Annotated in this window: 21 protein-coding genes; 2 read left to right on the plus strand and 19 right to left on the minus strand. The window is 67.1% G+C overall.

Annotation, left to right across the window (positions count from 1 at the left end; all coding sequences use genetic code 11):
* Positions 1-364 precede the first annotated feature (364 nt).
* The 4 genes from B1818_RS14340 to B1818_RS14355 form a co-directional block, all read right to left on the minus strand.
* Positions 365-1,234, minus strand: a complete 870-nt coding sequence (locus B1818_RS14340; RefSeq protein WP_058252331.1) for an ABC transporter permease — start codon at positions 1,232-1,234, stop codon at positions 365-367.
* On the minus strand, positions 1,234-2,064 hold the full coding sequence (locus tag B1818_RS14345; RefSeq protein WP_058252332.1) for an ABC transporter permease: 831 nt from the start codon (positions 2,062-2,064) through the stop codon (positions 1,234-1,236). Before B1818_RS14345 ends, B1818_RS14340 begins: the two co-directional genes overlap by 1 nt.
* Position 2,065: 1 nt before the next feature.
* Positions 2,066-3,514, minus strand: coding sequence for an ATP-binding cassette domain-containing protein (locus B1818_RS24195; protein WP_175404338.1), 1,449 nt, complete (start codon positions 3,512-3,514; stop codon positions 2,066-2,068).
* Between the two features lie 228 nt (positions 3,515-3,742).
* Entirely contained in the window at positions 3,743-4,606 is an 864-nt protein-coding gene (locus B1818_RS14355; RefSeq protein ID WP_254859690.1) for a glycosyltransferase family 2 protein, read from the minus strand.
* Between the two features lie 443 nt (positions 4,607-5,049).
* Here B1818_RS14355 and B1818_RS14360 point away from each other — a divergent pair, with 443 nt between their 5' ends.
* Entirely contained in the window at positions 5,050-5,544 is a 495-nt protein-coding gene (locus B1818_RS14360) for a phosphoribosyltransferase (RefSeq protein WP_058252334.1), read from the plus strand.
* Entirely contained in the window at positions 5,544-5,915 is a 372-nt protein-coding gene (locus B1818_RS14365; RefSeq protein ID WP_058252335.1) for a GNAT family N-acetyltransferase, read from the plus strand. Before B1818_RS14360 ends, B1818_RS14365 begins: the two co-directional genes overlap by 1 nt.
* Positions 5,916-5,939: 24 nt before the next feature.
* Here the strand turns inward: B1818_RS14365 and B1818_RS14370 are convergent, their stop codons facing one another.
* From B1818_RS14370 to rpsJ, 15 genes are all read right to left on the minus strand, one after another.
* Entirely contained in the window at positions 5,940-7,040 is a 1,101-nt protein-coding gene (locus B1818_RS14370) for a hypothetical protein (RefSeq protein ID WP_139114213.1), read from the minus strand.
* The gene (locus B1818_RS14375; RefSeq protein ID WP_058252336.1) at positions 7,037-8,266 is read right to left on the minus strand and encodes a sensor histidine kinase; all 1,230 of its coding nucleotides are present in this window, start codon (positions 8,264-8,266) and stop codon (positions 7,037-7,039) included. Before B1818_RS14375 ends, B1818_RS14370 begins: the two co-directional genes overlap by 4 nt.
* Complete coding sequence (locus tag B1818_RS14380) at positions 8,250-9,353, minus strand: hypothetical protein (RefSeq protein WP_254859692.1); 1,104 nt, start codon at positions 9,351-9,353, stop codon at positions 8,250-8,252. Before B1818_RS14380 ends, B1818_RS14375 begins: the two co-directional genes overlap by 17 nt.
* The gene (locus tag B1818_RS14385; protein WP_078113107.1) at positions 9,350-10,669 is read right to left on the minus strand and encodes a sensor histidine kinase; all 1,320 of its coding nucleotides are present in this window, start codon (positions 10,667-10,669) and stop codon (positions 9,350-9,352) included. Before B1818_RS14385 ends, B1818_RS14380 begins: the two co-directional genes overlap by 4 nt.
* Positions 10,670-10,928: 259 nt before the next feature.
* Entirely contained in the window at positions 10,929-11,219 is a 291-nt protein-coding gene (gene rpsQ / locus B1818_RS14390; RefSeq protein ID WP_058252339.1) for a 30S ribosomal protein S17, read from the minus strand.
* Entirely contained in the window at positions 11,216-11,449 is a 234-nt protein-coding gene (gene rpmC / locus B1818_RS14395; RefSeq protein ID WP_004020547.1) for a 50S ribosomal protein L29, read from the minus strand. Before rpmC ends, rpsQ begins: the two co-directional genes overlap by 4 nt.
* The gene (gene rplP / locus B1818_RS14400) at positions 11,449-11,865 is read right to left on the minus strand and encodes a 50S ribosomal protein L16 (protein ID WP_004020548.1); all 417 of its coding nucleotides are present in this window, start codon (positions 11,863-11,865) and stop codon (positions 11,449-11,451) included. The genes rpmC and rplP overlap by 1 nt, the downstream gene beginning before the upstream one ends.
* Before the next feature lie 3 nt (positions 11,866-11,868).
* Positions 11,869-12,675, minus strand: coding sequence for a 30S ribosomal protein S3 (rpsC, locus tag B1818_RS14405; protein ID WP_004020549.1), 807 nt, complete (start codon positions 12,673-12,675; stop codon positions 11,869-11,871).
* A gap of 2 nt (positions 12,676-12,677) precedes the next feature.
* On the minus strand, positions 12,678-13,088 hold the full coding sequence (rplV, locus tag B1818_RS14410) for a 50S ribosomal protein L22 (RefSeq protein WP_004020550.1): 411 nt from the start codon (positions 13,086-13,088) through the stop codon (positions 12,678-12,680).
* Positions 13,088-13,369: a 30S ribosomal protein S19 gene (gene rpsS / locus B1818_RS14415; RefSeq protein WP_004020551.1), complete on the minus strand. Its 282-nt coding sequence runs from the start codon at positions 13,367-13,369 to the stop codon at positions 13,088-13,090. The genes rplV and rpsS overlap by 1 nt, the downstream gene beginning before the upstream one ends.
* A gap of 17 nt (positions 13,370-13,386) precedes the next feature.
* Positions 13,387-14,223, minus strand: a complete 837-nt coding sequence (gene rplB, locus B1818_RS14420; RefSeq protein WP_004020552.1) for a 50S ribosomal protein L2 — start codon at positions 14,221-14,223, stop codon at positions 13,387-13,389.
* A gap of 30 nt (positions 14,224-14,253) precedes the next feature.
* Positions 14,254-14,559 carry a 50S ribosomal protein L23 gene (rplW, locus tag B1818_RS14425; RefSeq protein ID WP_058252341.1) on the minus strand — a complete coding sequence of 102 codons (306 nt, stop codon included), beginning with the start codon at positions 14,557-14,559 and terminating at the stop codon, positions 14,254-14,256.
* Position 14,560: 1 nt separating this feature from the next.
* Positions 14,561-15,250 (minus strand): 50S ribosomal protein L4, encoded by a 690-nt coding sequence (rplD, locus tag B1818_RS14430; protein ID WP_078113108.1) that lies wholly within the window; start codon positions 15,248-15,250, stop codon positions 14,561-14,563.
* The gene (gene rplC, locus B1818_RS14435) at positions 15,247-15,903 is read right to left on the minus strand and encodes a 50S ribosomal protein L3 (RefSeq protein ID WP_078113109.1); all 657 of its coding nucleotides are present in this window, start codon (positions 15,901-15,903) and stop codon (positions 15,247-15,249) included. Before rplC ends, rplD begins: the two co-directional genes overlap by 4 nt.
* A gap of 19 nt (positions 15,904-15,922) precedes the next feature.
* Complete coding sequence (rpsJ, locus tag B1818_RS14440) at positions 15,923-16,228, minus strand: 30S ribosomal protein S10 (protein ID WP_003938093.1); 306 nt, start codon at positions 16,226-16,228, stop codon at positions 15,923-15,925.
* Between the last annotated feature and the right edge of the window lie 183 nt (positions 16,229-16,411).

Here is a 16,411-nt window from a genome sequence, read left to right on the forward strand (position 1 = left end):
AACTCTCCCTCGCTAGTCCTGCAGTCGATTAGACCTCACGACACTGCCGTTGGTAATCGTTCAGACCCTCCACATCGGACGCCGACACAGAATCTCCATCCTATTTCACGCGAGGGGGTCTCATGAAACCGGGATGCGGGGCCAGCCTCTGAGAATGCCATCGCCGACGCCACCTTCCTTGTTACCTGCCGCGGCGTGTCCAGGCCCGGCGAGACAACCGCCCCCGACGGGCGTCGCGCTGGGCGCATAGGACTCTGACCAGCGTGGATGTGCGCGCGGCCGATGGTGGGGCGGTCCACGTCGGCGCGGCTGAAGCCATACCGAGCGTCATTCGTTACCCGGACGCCACTGGATCGGTTCGCGGTCATCGGTCCCTTGCGGCCTTTCGATAACCGCGAAGAGCTGGATAGATGGAAATGACCAGAATCACCACGGTCCAAACCGCGACTTTCACCAGATTCTCGGCGAGAGGACCGCCCGCGGCCAGCGCACGCATGGCTTCGATGGCCGGGGTCATCGGTTGATTAGCGACGATCGGCTGCAGCCAGGTGGGATAAGCGCTTATCGGCGAGAAACCGGAATTGAAGAACATCAGCAGACTCGATGCCAGTCCGAGATAGGGCACGATCGGCGCTCCCGGCCGGGCGCTGACGGCGAGTGCGAGGGTGAGGGTGGCGAACGCGGCGCCGTACGCGAGAGCCACCAGTACCAGTCCGATCGCCGATCCGAACCCCTGGGTGAACCGAAAACCGATCAGGTGGCCGGCGGCGAGCAGGATGAGCGTCGTCACGAGGATGCGGACCAGCTCGGACATCACCCGCGAGGTGAGGTCGGCCGCCCGATGGATCGGCAGGACGTACAGCCTGGCCAGCAGACCCGTGGCCCGTTCCCGGTTCAGCCGAGTCGCCGAGGCGATCGAACCGAACATCGCACCGACGAGGATCACCAGCGGCACCGTGCCATAGGCGCTGTTCTGGCCGGTTGCCGACCCGATGGTGTCGCCGAGTACGACCTTGAACATGATCATGCTCAGCGCTGGGAAGAGCAGCGCCTGCATCAGGGTAGGGACGTCGCGGACGAACACCACGATCTGTCGGCCGGCGAGCGGGAGACTCTGGTGCCACCACGCCCGGAACGACGACTCCCGCGGCACGTCGGTGGCTGCGGTCGTCAAGAATTGTCGCTGGACGCCCGGTTCCCCGACGGTCGCCGTGCTCACGTCGACGGCGCTCATCAGCGCGCCCTCCGCGTACTGATCGCCAGCAGAAGCAGCGCGGTCGCGGCCAGGCCGGCGCACCACCACAGCGACGGCTGCAGTTGGTGCCATGTGGCGGTCCCGGCGTCGAGAGCGCGCATCGAATCCGCGAACTGCGAGATCGGCTGGTTGCGCACGAACGGCTGAATCCACTCCGGGAACTGGGTCAGCGGCACGAACCCCGTGGACATCATGCCCAGGATCAGCGTCGGCAGCGCCAGCGCCTGACTGGTGGCCTCCGGACTTCCGGCCACCAGTCCCAGGCCGTCGGCCGCCCACGAGAACAGGGCGCCGATCAGGAACGCCAAACCGAACAGCCCGACGGTGCCCCACAGACCGCCGCCCGGACGCCACTCGATGATCAGGCAGGCCACCGCCGCGCAGACGAGCGAGATCACCAGCAGGACACCGTTGGTCGCGGTCCGCGCCAACATCGGGATCACCGGCGACATCGGCATCACCCGGAACCGGGTGTTGATCCCCTGGACGCCGTCGAAGGCCGCACGCATCGCCGCCGAGGACGCAGCGAAGTTCACCGACTGCAGCACGATGATCGGCATCAGGAACTGCCCGTAGTTGATCCCGGGCGTGACCTCGACGATGCTGCGCAGCGGTAGGTAGAAGCAGATCGCGAGGAAGGCCGGGGACACGAACGCGAAGATCACCTCGCCGCCCCGGAACACCTTCGAGATCCCGCGACCAGACAGCGCCCACCACTGCTGGACGGGCCGCACGCGCGGCTCGGTCAGCACGGTTGTGACCGAGCCCGACGACATCGCCCCCGATCGCAGTACGTCAGAAGTCGTCATGTCAGGTCGAACTCCGGTCCCGGCGCGGATCGGTCAGCGCCAGGAAGACCTCGTCGAGCGATGGCCGCCGCATCGCGACGTCGGACAGCGGGATGTCGGCCGCCGCCGTCCGGCGGATGACCTCGACGAGGGTCTCGGGGCCGTCCGGCGCCGGCACCGCGACGAAGTGGTCGTCATCGCCCTGGACGTGATCGGCGATGAGATCGGCGAGGGTGTCGCGGAGCCGGGCACGGTCGGCGGGGTCGGCGGGTGTGACCTCGCAGTAGGCCGCACCGGTCGACGCCTTCAGCTCGTCGGACGTTCCTTCGGCGATGACCCGCCCCTTGTCGATGACGACGATGTTGTCGGACAGGACGTCGGCCTCTTCGAGATACTGGGTGGTCAGCAGGATGGTGACACCGGAGTCGCGGAGCTTCTCCACGAGCGACCAGACCTCGAGGCGGCTGCGCGGATCGAGCCCGGTCGTGGGCTCGTCGAGAAAGACGATCCGCGGCGCGGTGACAAGTCCACAGGCGATGTCGATTCGTCGGCGCATACCGCCGGAATACTCGCGGACCCGCTTGCCGCCGACATCGGTCAGCGAGAAGGCGTCGAGCAGTTCGTCGGCGCGGGCGCGGGCAGCCGACTTGTCGAGGCCGAGGAGACGACCGAACAGAACCAGGTTCTCGCGGCCGGTCAGGGCCTCGTCGAGGGCGGCGAACTGCCCGGTCAGCATGATGGACTTCCGGACCGATGCCGCGTCGTGTGCGACATCGTGACCGTTAACGGTGGCGGTGCCGCCGTCGGGCTTCAACAGGGTGCAAAGCATGTTGACCGTCGTGGTCTTACCCGCGCCGTTGGGCCCGAGCAACGCGACGATGCTGCCGGCCGGGACGGTGAAGCTCACGTCCTCGACGGCGACCATGTCCTTGAATTTCTTGTGCAGGTTCCTGGCCTCGATCGCGAGCCCTGATGGGGCCGCGGTGGTCGGCGGGGGCGGCTCCGGCGACGGCACGTCAACTGTCGGCGATCCGGACCCATCGGCCGGAGGTCGATGCCACTGCGGAACCATCCGCGCCGGTGTATCGAACGGTGCCGTCTCGACGACGTGGCCGTTGTGATCCGGGGATGCGAAGTCTCGCTGGTCGGCCCGTTCATCGCCGCCGCCACGCACCCCATCAACAGGGCGCTCGCCGACGAGGGCCTCGTCCTCGGGCGGTGCGGCGCGATAGGGGGCCCGGGCGGCCGGGCCTGCGGTATGGCCGTTGGGTGAGGTGACGTCCGAATCCGCGTCGTCCGCGGTCGGCGTCGAGGGACTCTCCCGTTCGGCACGCCAGCGCCGAAGTTGCTCCGCTACCGGGTCCGGCAGTACGAACGGGTCCTCGGGCAGTGGCGGAAGGGGCGGGTCGTGCCGTTGATGACGCGGCTCGTAGGACGCGACTGAGGGTCGCTGACCACTGGCCTCGGACATGTCTTCCTCTACGCGTCGACGACAGGACAACACGGACAGCCCGCTCGTCAGCCGAGAGTCCGCAGGGCGGGGCACGACCATCTGAAGCTAGGCATCCACGACAACAAACTTACGCACGATTCGCCGTTTCGGACGAATTTGACCCGGTCCGTCATTCACGAATTTGTCGTCGGGCCGCGCGGAAAGGTTACGCGGGCGTTCGCGACCCGCCGCACGCCATCACCGCGGTCACCGGTCGTCGGCGCGGCGTTCACAGGTGACGAGGGCGCGGCGCCGTTCGAGCGGCATGAGCAGTCGGTGGGGGCGCCAGTTGTGCTTCTCGTCATCCCAAGGCCGGAACAACAACCACATCACGGTGAATCCCAAGAATCGGAACGGCCGATCGACCCGGAGCACCTTCACCGCCGCATCGTCGCCCCGCCGCGCGGCCGTGCGTACACCACCGGCGATGTAGGAGCGGTTCTGCCACGGTGAGTGACGTAACTGTCGGCACGAGGTGTCTACCTGGACGCGCGGGTCGAAATACATCATCAGGCCCCAGTCGGACAAAGCCAGACTCAGGTCGAGTTCCTCCCAGATGTCCGGGTCGGACCTCAGCGAATCCCGCACTTGTTTCCATGCGACCTGACGGATCGCGTAATTAGGGCCGCTGAGACCCCCGATCTTTCCCCCGTCGGCCAATGCGCCCAGCGTCAGGGTCACGAGACGATGCTGCAGTGCGCGCGACGGACCGTCCCAGGTGAGTACCACGCCCGTCAGACCGTCGTAAGCCTGTCCTTCCTCGGAATCGAAGAACGTCACGATCCGCTCGGCCCAGTCCTCCCGCACGAACGAGTCCGCATCGGTTTTTGCGATGATGTCCGACGTGGCGGAATCGAATCCACAATTGCGCGCCGGGATGACCCCGGGCCGAGGCTCGACGATGCGCCGGACGTTGTCGTTGTGTTCCGCGAACTCGTCGACGATGGCCGCGGTCGCGTCCGTCGACGAGTTGTCGACGACGATGATCTCGTCGACGTGCCTGGTCTGGGTGATCAGATGGTCCAGGCATCGTCTGATCGTGTCGGCCTCGTTATATGCCGGAACGATCACCGAAAGTGTACTCACAACGCCCCCACCACCAAATACGGACCGACACTGACCAACGTTCGTACACCTTGCGGGCATTCATGAAATCGTTTTTGCAAGTTGATTTGGTTGTGTTCTCCTAACACGACCGCAAGCGCCAGACAATGATGCTTGCTCGAGTACACATGGATCAACGATTGCAAATCGGCAAGAGCATCAGATTTGTGAAGCGCAGTATTCATTGGCCGCAATGATACCGAGAAATGCACGAACGTCTACATCAAATAGCGTGTTTCCGACATTCTTTTTCGTCGAGGTGAAAGGGAATAGCAGCAATTAACCGGTTCTTCACCGAAACCTTCGAGCCATATTCGCGCCCCGGTTCGCATCGCGTCCCCTCGGCGTAAGACCCGAGTCGGTGTGCCACTCGGCTCCCGGCGCCGCGGGCGCTCTGGAAGAGTGTCCCCATGACCACTCCATCTCCCGAGCGCGAAGTTCTCACCTGGGAGCTCAACGGCATAGCCTGCCGTGAACTCGCCGAACAGGTGGCCGCCGACGCGTTCGTCCCGGACATCATCCTCGGCATCGCCCGCGGCGGCCTGATCCCGGCCGGCGCGCTCGCCTACGCCCTGGACTGCAAGCTGATGATCTCGTTGAACGTCGAGTTCTACACCGGCGTCGGCGAGACATTGTCCGAACCGGTGATGCTGCCCTCGCTGCTGGAGTCGAGCGGTCTGACCGACCAGCGGGTGCTCGTCGTCGACGACGTGGCCGACACCGGCAAGACCCTCAAACTGGTCAACGATTTCTGCCAGGAGCAGGGCCGGGTCGCCGAGGTCCGCAACGCCGTGCTCTACAAGAAGCCGCACACCATCACGATCCCCGACTACAGCTGGCGGACCACCGACAAGTGGATCGACTTCCCCTGGTCCGTGCACGGCCCGATCGCGGCGGTGCAGTAATGACCGCGGACAAGACCGGCGCCGAGACCACGGTGCGCGACAACCCCGCCGAACACCGCTACGACATCCACGTCGACGCGCCCGGTGGTGTCGCACTGGCCGGCTTCGCCGAGTACCGCGACCGAGTCTCCGGGACCGACGACGCTCCGGCGACCGAGCGGGTGTTCTTCCACACCGAGGTCGACCCGGCATTCGGCGGCCGCGGTCTCGCGACGATCCTGGTGCGCGAAGCCCTCGACGACGCCCGCGCACGCAACCTCACGATTGTCGGCGTGTGCCCGCTGGTGGCCGCGTTCCTGAAGAAACACCCGGAATACGCCGACGCGACCGCTCCGGTGACGCCGGCCGTCCTCGAGTGGTTGCGCTCCTGATCCGGACTGATCCGAATCTCGTCCTCACGTGCCCGAGACGCTCCGCACCACCTCGCCCTCTGCGGTCATCTCGATCCGACGCGTGCAGTCTCGCGACGAGACGACCACGGACGCCGCCACCGGTCGGCCCGGCGGCATGATCCGGGCTGTCACCCGCTCGTTGTCGGCAGCCAACTCATCGAGCAACAGGCGCGCCATCCGATCGCGTGACGAAGCGCGGTCTTCTTCATCGAGCGATTGCAGCGCCCCGTCGTCGAGCAGGATCACCACCGCCCCGCGGGCTCGCGCCGCCCACACCGCATCCCGGATCGCGGGCGTGTCCCAGTCGGGTGCCCGGATGCCGTCGCGGAGCTGGGCCTCGAGCAGATGCACCTCGGCGATCTCCGACGACGAGAACTCGTCGTTTGCGGCGATGCGCTCCAGGACCGGGCGCGCACGCTGCTCGAAGTCCTCGAAATTGCGCCGGCGCTCGTCGGCGGCCGCCTCCGTCGATGCTGCGTCGAACGCCTCCCGGAGGGACCGGGCCCGCAGTTCGGCATTCTGATCGGCCATCGGCCGGAGGATGAGCAGGAACAGCGCCGACAGGACGAGAACCGGGTATGCCCACACGGTGATCGTCACGCCGGGAACGAAGCCGATGCCCCGGTCGAGACCCCACAGCCCGCACAGCACGCTCATCGCCACTGCGCCGGCCCACGCGATTCCCGGCTGCCCACGCACCGCGACGAGCGTCAGCACCACGATTCCTCCTGCGGTCGCCGGGCCGTTCTGCAGCGTCATGTACTGCTCGGCGGGCAGCGACCACCACGAAATCCCGGTCGCGGCGAGCACCGCGACGGCGGCCGCAACGGCCGACCGTCGATCACATCGGCCGTCCGGGAGTCGCACCACCCGTCGTGCCGTGACCACCAGCAGCCCGAATGCCACGATCAAGCCTGCCCATCGACGGGGTGAGGTGATGTGCAGGCCGGTTCCGACGGTCACTGTCACGTACGCGACCGCGAATCCGACGAGCGCGACAAGCACTGCGCGGGATCGAAACCCGAAGAAGTCGTCGTCCTGACCGCCGGTCCCGGCGGCCGCGCAGGCAGTTGCGGCGGACGCCTGGATGCCTGCGCCGCTCATCTCGGCGACCATGAGAGCCTCACCACCGTCCCGCGGCCGGGAGCGCTGCGCACCTCCGCGTCGCCGCCGATCGCGCGCATTCGACCGATGAGTCCGGCGTCGATGCCGAAGCGCGACGAGTCGAGATGTCCGGGGTCGAACCCCACTCCGTCGTCGGCGACGCCCACCCAGAGCGCGTCGGCCGCGAGTTCACCACCGACGACCCGCTCCGCGTGGTCCCCGGCATGGCGCACGCTGTTGCGCATCGCCTCCGACAGAGCGGCGAGCACGGCCTCGACGACCTCCGCTGGATAGGTCTGGCCGTTGTCGACGACGTGGACGGTGAATTCCACGTCGTCGTCGATCTGTGCGGTCGTCAGCCGGACTTTCCGGAGCAACTCTGTCGGGACGACGTCACCGCCCACATCGCGGTCGCCGCGACGCCAGGCGTCGATCTCGCCGAGAGCCTGTCGGGCCTGCTCGGCCACCCGCTGGTCCCGGGTCGACGGCCGCAGCGCGAGGAGGCAGGCGATCACATGATCGTGTATCAACGCGTCATAGCGGGAGCGTTCGGCTTCCCGTGCGACCGCCGACGCGGTCACCTCCGCCGCCCGCACCGCGGTGGAGCGCGTCTCCCCCAGCTTCTGAGCGGTTCGCATCGTCACAATCCCCACCGCCATGAACACCCCCGTCAGCCCGATGGTCAGGGCGGTACTCGTGTACATCGTCGCCCGGACACCACCGAACACGGCCAGCTGATTGGCGGTGTGCACCATCGCCGTCGCCACCACGAGATAGCCGATCGCCGAGCCGAACCGGAGCGCGATCACCAACGCGAGCCCGGGGACGCCGGGAAACTGCACCAGCCACACCGGCCACCGTCCGTACCCGCCCGCGGTGTCGGGGTTCCATGCGACGAACCACAATGCCGTCGCCAGGAGGTAACCGGCGGCGCTGCAGATGCCCGCCGGCAGTATCCATCCCGTCGTCGGACGGAAACTACCGACGAGCAGTGCGATCGCGGGTCCGACGATGAGTGCTGCACTGAGCGGCGGCCACCACGAAGCCGTCAGCGAGGCCGAACCGATCAGAACCGGCAGCATCGCCGCGGAGTAGGCGATCACGCCCGCTCCGACGAAGCGAGCCGCATAGTGTTGTGCGCGTACCAGATCGGCGTTGGTCTCGATGGGTTCCGCGTCGGTGGCGGCGCCGTCGTCGACCCTCCGTGCGCTAGGCGTTCTCAGCACGTGCCTCGCGCCCGATTTCGGTGCGGACCAGCACACGGGGGTGGAACTCGACCCGGTGAGAGACGTGGCTCGCGTCCACTCCGACCGACGCGAGCGCGTCGCGACCAGGTGGTTGGATGCGTACCGTCACGCGGCCGTCCTCGACCTCGTCCAGCAGCTCGGCGACCGCGTTCGCCAGCCGTTCGCGCGCCACGGCCGCGTGCGCGTCGTCGAGCGCGGCCAGCCCGCCGTCGTCGAGCAGAACGACGCGCACACCCCGCTGACGCGCCCGCCACGCCGCGTCCCGGACCATCGGGAGGTCGAGCCCGGAGGCACGGATGCCGTCGCGTAACTGCGCCTCGAGCAGTCGGGCCGTGGCCACCTCGTCGGCGGTGAAGGTCTCGCGGCGCGCCATGCGTGTGAGGACGGGGCGTGCGCGTTCGTCGAGGGCGGCGAGACGTCGGTCCCGCACCTCGGTGGCCGCAGCGGCGGCGGCGTCGAGCGCCGCCTGGCGTTCGTTGGCCGCGCGTAGTTCGTAGATGTTGCGGGCCATCGGGCGCAGCATGACGGAGAACAGCGACCCCATGATCATGATCGCGTATCCCGGCAGGGTGATCGACAGTCCCCAGACCGCTCCCGCGGTCGAGACGGCGCCCCACACGCCCGCGATGACGCTGATGCAACCGCTCGCGAGCCACGCCGCCAGGGGACGACCGCGCACCGCGACGAAGGCCAGGATGATCACCGAGGCCCCCATCGGCGGCCCGGTCTGCATCACGTGCGACGGCGGCGACGGCAACGAGAACAGCGTCACGGCCACGGCCGAGACGGTCATCGCGGCGATGCCGGAGGTCGTCGACCCGGGCAGCGGATCACCGGGCGAATCGAGGATCGTCATCCCGGCCACGACGAACAACACGAAACCGGCGAACACCCCGGTCCACTGCCACCACCCGGTGATGGACGAGTCGGCATAGAGCGTCACGGCGAAGTAGCCGCATGCGAACGCGCCCATCATCAGCCACAGGGGCCGCGACCCGATGCCGAACGCATTGACGACCTCGCCGCGTTCGGCGTCGTCGACGCCGCGAGAACACTCTCGTCTCACGGCCGCTCCCATCGGATCTGAACCGTGGTCCCCCGCCCGGCGCGACTGTGCACCCGCGCGTGGCCGCCGGGCAGCCTCGCGAGACGACCGCGGATGCTCACCGCGATTCCCAGCCGGCCGACCGCCACCGACTCCGGATCGAACCCGACGCCGTCGTCGACGACCGCCATGCTCAGGGCGTCGGATGCCAACTGCACGATGACGGCGCATTCGGCATCGTCCCCGGCGTGGCGCAGCACGTTCCGCAACGACTCCGACATCGCCTCGACCACCGCATCGAGGACCTCGACGGGATACGAGGCGGGCTCGGCACGCCGAACCTCCACGCCGTCCTGGTCACCGGGGTCCTGGTCACCGGGGTCCTGGTCACCGGGGTCCTGGTCATCGGCGTTCTGGCCACCCACGACCTCCACGTCGAATCGTTCGGAGATGTCGGCGGCGGCCGACCTGATGCGACGGACCACCTCGACATCCGGAACGGTGTCCGCATCCCCGGGTCCCGGCACCCGGGCGAGTTCGTCGAGGGCCGACGCGGCCTGGGCGGCGAGCCGCTCATCGGGACGCCCCGGCCGGACGGCCAGGAGTGAGGCGATGACCCGATCGTGCACGATGGCGTCGAACCGCTCCTTCTCCACCTCGCGGGCCGACGCCGCGGCCACGTTGGCCGCGGTGCGGTAGGTCTCCTCACGCGTCTCGTCGAGCTCACGGCCGGTGCGGGTCGCGACCAGCACGACCGCGAGGAAGACACCGGTGAACACCAGCGACCACAGGATTTCCACGGGCGCATCGGAAGTCACCTCACCGAATCGGCCGAGCTGCTGGGAGATGTGCGCGAGGGTCGACGACACGAGCAGACCCGCCACCGCGAGACGCGGCCGCACGAGCATCAGCACCATGCTCGGCATACCGCAGAAGGCGACCATCCACTGCGCCGAGTCGTCGGGATTCGTCAGGGTCGTCCCGTTCCAGGCCACGAACCACAGACCCAGGCCGAGGATGTACCCTGCCCAGGTCGTCAGGGCGAGCGGGGTGAGCCACGCCGTGCCCGGTCGAAAGGTCGCCGCGATCAACAGGATTCCCGGTCCGACCGACAGCAGGATGCTCAGCGGTGGCCACCAGGCGTCGGTCAGCGGCGCCGAGGCGAGAATCGACGCCGCGGAGACCACGGGGTAACCGATGAAACCCAGGCCCAGGAAGCGGGCGCCCACCCGGCGGACGCGGTCCAGATCCGGCTCCGCCGAATCCGATTCGAATGCGCGCCGCACCCACGCGGGTCGTGCGGGGGTGTCGCCGCTCGCGAGATCGGTGGTGGGCATCGCGTCTCAGCCTCACACTGTCCGGCTCGACCGGTCAATCCCCTGTTGAGACCAACCCTTCGTGACGCTCCTCCGCAAGCTCCGGAGCTCCTCAGGGATCGGAAGCAACACGCTCCTCCGCAAGCTCCGGAGCTCCTCAGGGATCGGAAAGCAACACGTCCTCCGCAAGCTCCGGAGCTCCTCAGGGATCGGATACACGAAACCGGCCCGCCCCCTGTGGGGAACGGGCCGGTGACGGTAGAACTCGTTGGGAGAGGGCCTACTTGGCCTTCTCCAGCACCTCGACGAGACGCCAGTGCTTGGTCGCCGACAGCGGGCGGGTCTCCATGATCCGCACGCGGTCACCGACGCCGGCATCGCCGTTCTCGTCGTGGGCCTTGACCTTGCTCGTGGTCCGGATGATCTTGCCGTAGAGCGGGTGGCTCTTACGATCTTCCAGCTCGACCACGATGGTCTTCTGCATCTTGTCGCTGACCACGTAGCCGATGCGCTCCTTGCGGCGTGCGCGCACCTCGGTCTGGGTTTCGGTCACCTTCTGGTCCTCACTCATGCGTCATCACCATCCGGTCCGGACGCCAGGCCCAGCTCCCGTTCGCGCATCACGGTGTAGATACGCGCGATCTCGCGACGCACGGTCCGCAGGCGACGGTTGTTGTCGAGCTGGCCGGTGGCCATCTGGAACCGAAGGTTGAACAGTTCTTCCTTCGACTCTTTCAGGCGATCGACCAGATCAGCGTCGTTGAGCTCACGAAGCTCGTTCGCAGCAACTCCGAGTGCCATCAGAACTGCTCCTCTCTGGTCACGATCCTGGTCTTGATGGGGAGCTTGTGCTGCGCGCGACGCAGGGCCTCGCGAGCGATCTCCTCATTCGGGTAGGTCATCTCGAACAGCACGCGACCCGGCTTGACCGGGGCGACCCACCACTCGGGCGAACCCTTACCCGAACCCATGCGGGTCTCGGCCGGCTTCTTGGTCAGCGGGCGGTCCGGGAAGATGTTGATCCAGACCTTGCCGCCACGCTTGATGTGCCGGTTGATCGCGATACGAGCGGACTCGATCTGACGGTTGGTGATGTACGCGCCTTCCAGAGCCTGGATGCCGTAATCGCCGAACGTCACCTTGGTGCCGCCCTTGGCCTGCCCCTTGAGGCTGGGGTGGTGCTGCTTGCGGTGCTTGACCCGACGTGGGATCAACATGGCCTAGCCCTCCTGCTTCTCAGCCGCACCAGCGGTGGCCTCGGCGGGAGCGGCCTCGGCCGCGCGAGCGGCGTCGGTGCTCGTCGCAGTGGTGCCCGAGGCACCGCTACGCCGGGGCCGGCTGGGCCGGCGCGGACGGCGATCCTCGGCTGCCGGAGCGGCCGCGGCCAGCTCACGACGTCCACCGACGATGTCGCCCTTGTAGATCCACACCTTCACGCCGATCCGGCCGAAGGTGGTCTTGGCTTCGTAGAGTCCGTAGTCGATGTCGGCGCGCAGCGTGTGCAGCGGCACGCGACCCTCGCGGTAGAACTCGCTGCGGCTCATCTCAGCGCCGCCCAGACGACCCGAGCACTGGACCCGGATGCCCTTCACGTTCGGCTGACGCATCGCCGACTGGATCGCCTTGCGCATCGCGCGGCGGAACGCCACCCGGTTGCTCAGCTGCTCGGCGACGCCCTGGGCCACCAGCTGGGCCTCGGACTCGGCGTTCTTGACCTCGAGGATGTTCAGCTGGACCTGCTTACCGGTCAGCTTCTCCAGGTCGCCGCGGATGCGATCGGCCTCGGCGCCACGGCGACCGATGACGATGCCCGGACGCGCGGTGTGGATGTCGACGCGAACCCGGTCACGGGTGCGCTCGATCTCCACCTTGGCGATGCCGGCCCGCTCGAGCCCCGTGGAGAGGAGCTTGCGGATGGCGACATCCTCTTTGACGTAGTCCGCGTACTGCTTGTCGGCGTACCACCGCGACTTCCAGTCGGTGGTGATGCCCAGACGGAAGCCGTGCGGGTTGATTTTCTGGCCCACTACTAGGCTCCCTTCTTCTTCGGCTGACGCGAACGGCCACGGCCGCCGGCTGCCTTCTCCGGCAGGCTCTCCACGACCACGGTGATGTGGCTGGTGCGCTTGCGGATACGGAACGCACGACCCTGCGCGCGCGGCTGGAAGCGCTTGAGGGTCGGGCCCTCGTCGGCGAACGCGGTGGCGACGACCAGGGTCCGGCGATCCAGATCCAGGTTGTTCTCCGCGTTGGCCACGGCACTCGCCAGGACCTTGTACACGGGCTCGGACGCCGACTGCGGTGCGAACCGCAGGATGTCGAGGGCCTCGTCCACGTTCTTGCCGCGGACCAGGTCCAGGACACGACGCGCCTTCATCGGCGTGACGCGCACGAACTTGGCGGTCGCCTTTGCTGTCGGATTATCGGTCTGCGTAGTCATTACCGGCGCTTCGCTTTCCGGTCATCCTTGATGTGACCCTTGAAGGTACGGGTGGGGGCGAACTCGCCCAGCTTGTGCCCGACCATCGAATCCGAGATGAACACCGGCACGTGCTTGCGGCCGTCGTGGACGGCAAAGGTGTGACCGATGAAGTCGGGAATGATGGTCGAACGACGGGACCAGGTCTTGATGACCTGCTTGGTGCCCTTCTCGTTCTGGACATCCACCTTCTTCAGGAGGTGGTCGTCGACGAACGGGCCCTTCTTGAGGCTGCGTGGCATTCTCTTACCTCCTCCTGTTATCGCTTGTTCTTGCCGGTACGACGGCGGCGGACGATCAGCTTGTCGCTGGCCTTGTTCTTGCGGGTACGTCCCTCGGGCTTGCCCCACGGGCTGACCGGGTGGCGACCACCGGAGGTCTTGCCCTCACCACCACCGTGCGGGTGGTCGACCGGGTTCATGACGACACCACGGACGGTCGGGCGCTTGCCCTTCCAGCGCATACGGCCGGCCTTGCCCCAGTTGATGTTGCTCTGCTCGGCGTTGCCCACCTCGCCGACGGTGGCGCGGCAGCGCACGTCGACGCGACGGATCTCGCCGGAGGGCATACGCAGGGTGGCGTAGGTGCCTTCCTTGCCCAGCAGCTGGATCGACGATCCCGCGCTGCGGGCCATCTTCGCGCCGCCACCCGGACGCAGCTCCACGGCGTGGACCTGGGTACCGGTCGGGATGTTGCGCAGCGGCAGGTTGTTGCCGGGCTTGATGTCGGCGGTCGAGCCGCTCTCGACGACGTCACCCTGCTTCAGGCCCTTGGGCGCGATGATGTAGCGCTTCTCGCCGTCGACGTAGTGCAGCAACGCGATCCGCGCGGTGCGGTTCGGGTCGTACTCGATGTGAGCGACCTTGGCGTTGATGCCGTCCTTGTCGTTGCGACGGAAGTCGATCAGACGGTAGGCGCGCTTGTGGCCGCCACCCTTGTGACGAGTGGTGATGCGGCCGTGAGCGTTTCGGCCACCACGCCCGTGCAGCGGACGCACCAGCGACTTCTCCGGGTGGTCACGGGTGACCTCGGCGAAGTCGGAGCCGCTGGCCCCACGACGACCCGGGGTCGTCGGCTTGTACTTACGAATAGCCATGAGTCTCTAGTCCTTCTCTGGGCGCCCCGGTCAGCTGACCGAGCCCCCGAAGATCTCGATGGGCTTGCTGTCTGCGGTCAGCGACACGATGGCGCGCTTGGTGGACTTGCGCTGGCCGTAGCCGGTGCGGGTCCGCTTGCGCTTGCCCTGTCGGTTCGCGGTGTTGACGCTGGCAACGCTGACACCGAAGATCTTCTCGATCGCGATCTTGATCTCGGTCTTGTTGGACTCCGGGTGCACCAGGAAGGTGTACACGTTGTCCTCCATGAGCCCGTAGGACTTCTCCGAGATCACGGGCGCCAGGATGATGTCGCGCGGGTCGGCAACGGTCGCCATGTCAGGCCTCCTCTGCTGTCTTCTCGACGGCAGCCTTGGCATCCGCCGTGTTCTGCTCGATGAAGGCATTGAGCGTCTCGACGCTGAACACCACCTCGTCCGAATCCAGGACGTCGTAGGTGTTGAGCTGATCCGGCGCGATCGGCAGCACGTTCTGCAGGTTCGCGACACTCAGCCACGCCGTCAGGTCCTCGCGGCCGAGGACGACCAGGAACTTGCGGCGATCGGAGAGGCTCTCCAGGAACTGACGCGCCGACTTGGTCGAGGGCTTCTGCCCGGAGACCAGTTCGGTGATCACGTGGATGCGCTCGTTACGAGCGCGATCACTCAGCGCACCGCGCAGTGCGGCCGCCTTCATCTTCTTGGGGGTGCGCTGGCTGTAGTCGCGCGGCTGCGGGCCGTGGACGGTGCCACCGCCGGCGTACTGCGGGGCGCGGGTCGAACCCTGACGCGCACGGCCGGTGCCCTTCTGGCGGTACGGCTTGGCGCCACCGCCGCGGACCTCGCCGCGGGTCTTGGTGGAGTGCGTGCCCTGGCGTGCCGCGGCCTGCTGGGCCACGACGACCTGGTGCATCAGCGCGATGTTGGCCGGGGCGTCGAAGAGCGCGGCGGGCAGGTCAACGGTTCCGTTGGTCTTGCCGTCGGCGGTCTTGACGTCCAGCGTCAGCTTGGTAGCCGTCTCGGTGCTCACTTGGCACCACCCTTCACTGCGTCGCGAACCATCACGATGCCGCCCTTGCGACCCGGGATCGCTCCCTTGATCAGCAGGAGACCGGCCTCGGCGTCCACCTTGTGGACGGTGAGGTTCTGCGTGGTCACCTTGTCGTTACCCATGCGGCCTGCCATGCGCATGCCCTTGAACACGCGACCCGGGGTGGCGCAGCCACCGATCGAACCCGGAGCGCGGTGAACGCGGTGGGCACCGTGGCTGGCGCCCAGACCGGCGAAGCCGTGGCGCTTCATGACGCCGGCGAAGCCCTTGCCCTTGGAGGTGCCGGTGACATCGACCAGCGCGCCGTCGGCGAAGATCTCGGCGGTCAGTTCCTGACCGACCTCGAAATCGGCGACGTCGTTGACGCGGATCTCGGCCAGGTGGCGGCGCGGGGTGACCCCGGCCTTGCCGAACTGACCGGCGACCGGCTTGGTCACCTTGCGGGGATCGACGGCGCCGTAGGCGAGCTGGACGGCGGTGTAGCCGTCACGGTCCGCGGTGCGGAGCTGGGTGATCACGTTCGGGCCGGCCTGGATGACAGTCACCGGGACGACGCGGTTGTTCTCGTCGAAGACCTGGGTCATGCCGAGCTTGGTGCCCAGGATGCCCTTGGTCGAACTCTGATTGCTCATGTGTTATCTCGCCCCCGTCCTACTGGATGTTGACGTCGACGCTGGCCGGCAGGTCGATGCGCATGAGCGCGTCGACCGTCTTCGGTGTCGGGTCGAGGATGTCGATGAGTCGCTTGTGGGTACGCATCTCGAAGTGTTCGCGGCTGTCCTTGTACTTGTGCGGCGAACGGATGACGCAGTACACGTTCTTCTCGGTGGGCAATGGCACCGGGCCGACGACGCGTGCCCCGGTACGGGTCACGGTCTCCACGATCTTGCGCGCCGAAGCGTCGATCGCCTCGTGGTCGTAGGCCTTGAGCCTGATGCGGATCTTTTGTCCCGCCACGCTGTGTCCTCTTCCGTCAGTTGTTCTCGACAGACAAACACCGCGTGATCTGGACCGACCTCTCGCCGGCTGAGCACATGACCACCGTGTGAGATACGGCAATCGACGCTGTTCATCTGTCGTTGTACGTTGGCTCGCACCTGGTACGAGCCGGTTTGCTCCGGCACCCGCGGTCGGGCGTGT

Origin of the sequence: Gordonia sp. IITR100, from assembly GCF_002009645.1 — a bacterium.
Taxonomy (GTDB): domain Bacteria; phylum Actinomycetota; class Actinomycetes; order Mycobacteriales; family Mycobacteriaceae; genus Gordonia; species Gordonia hongkongensis.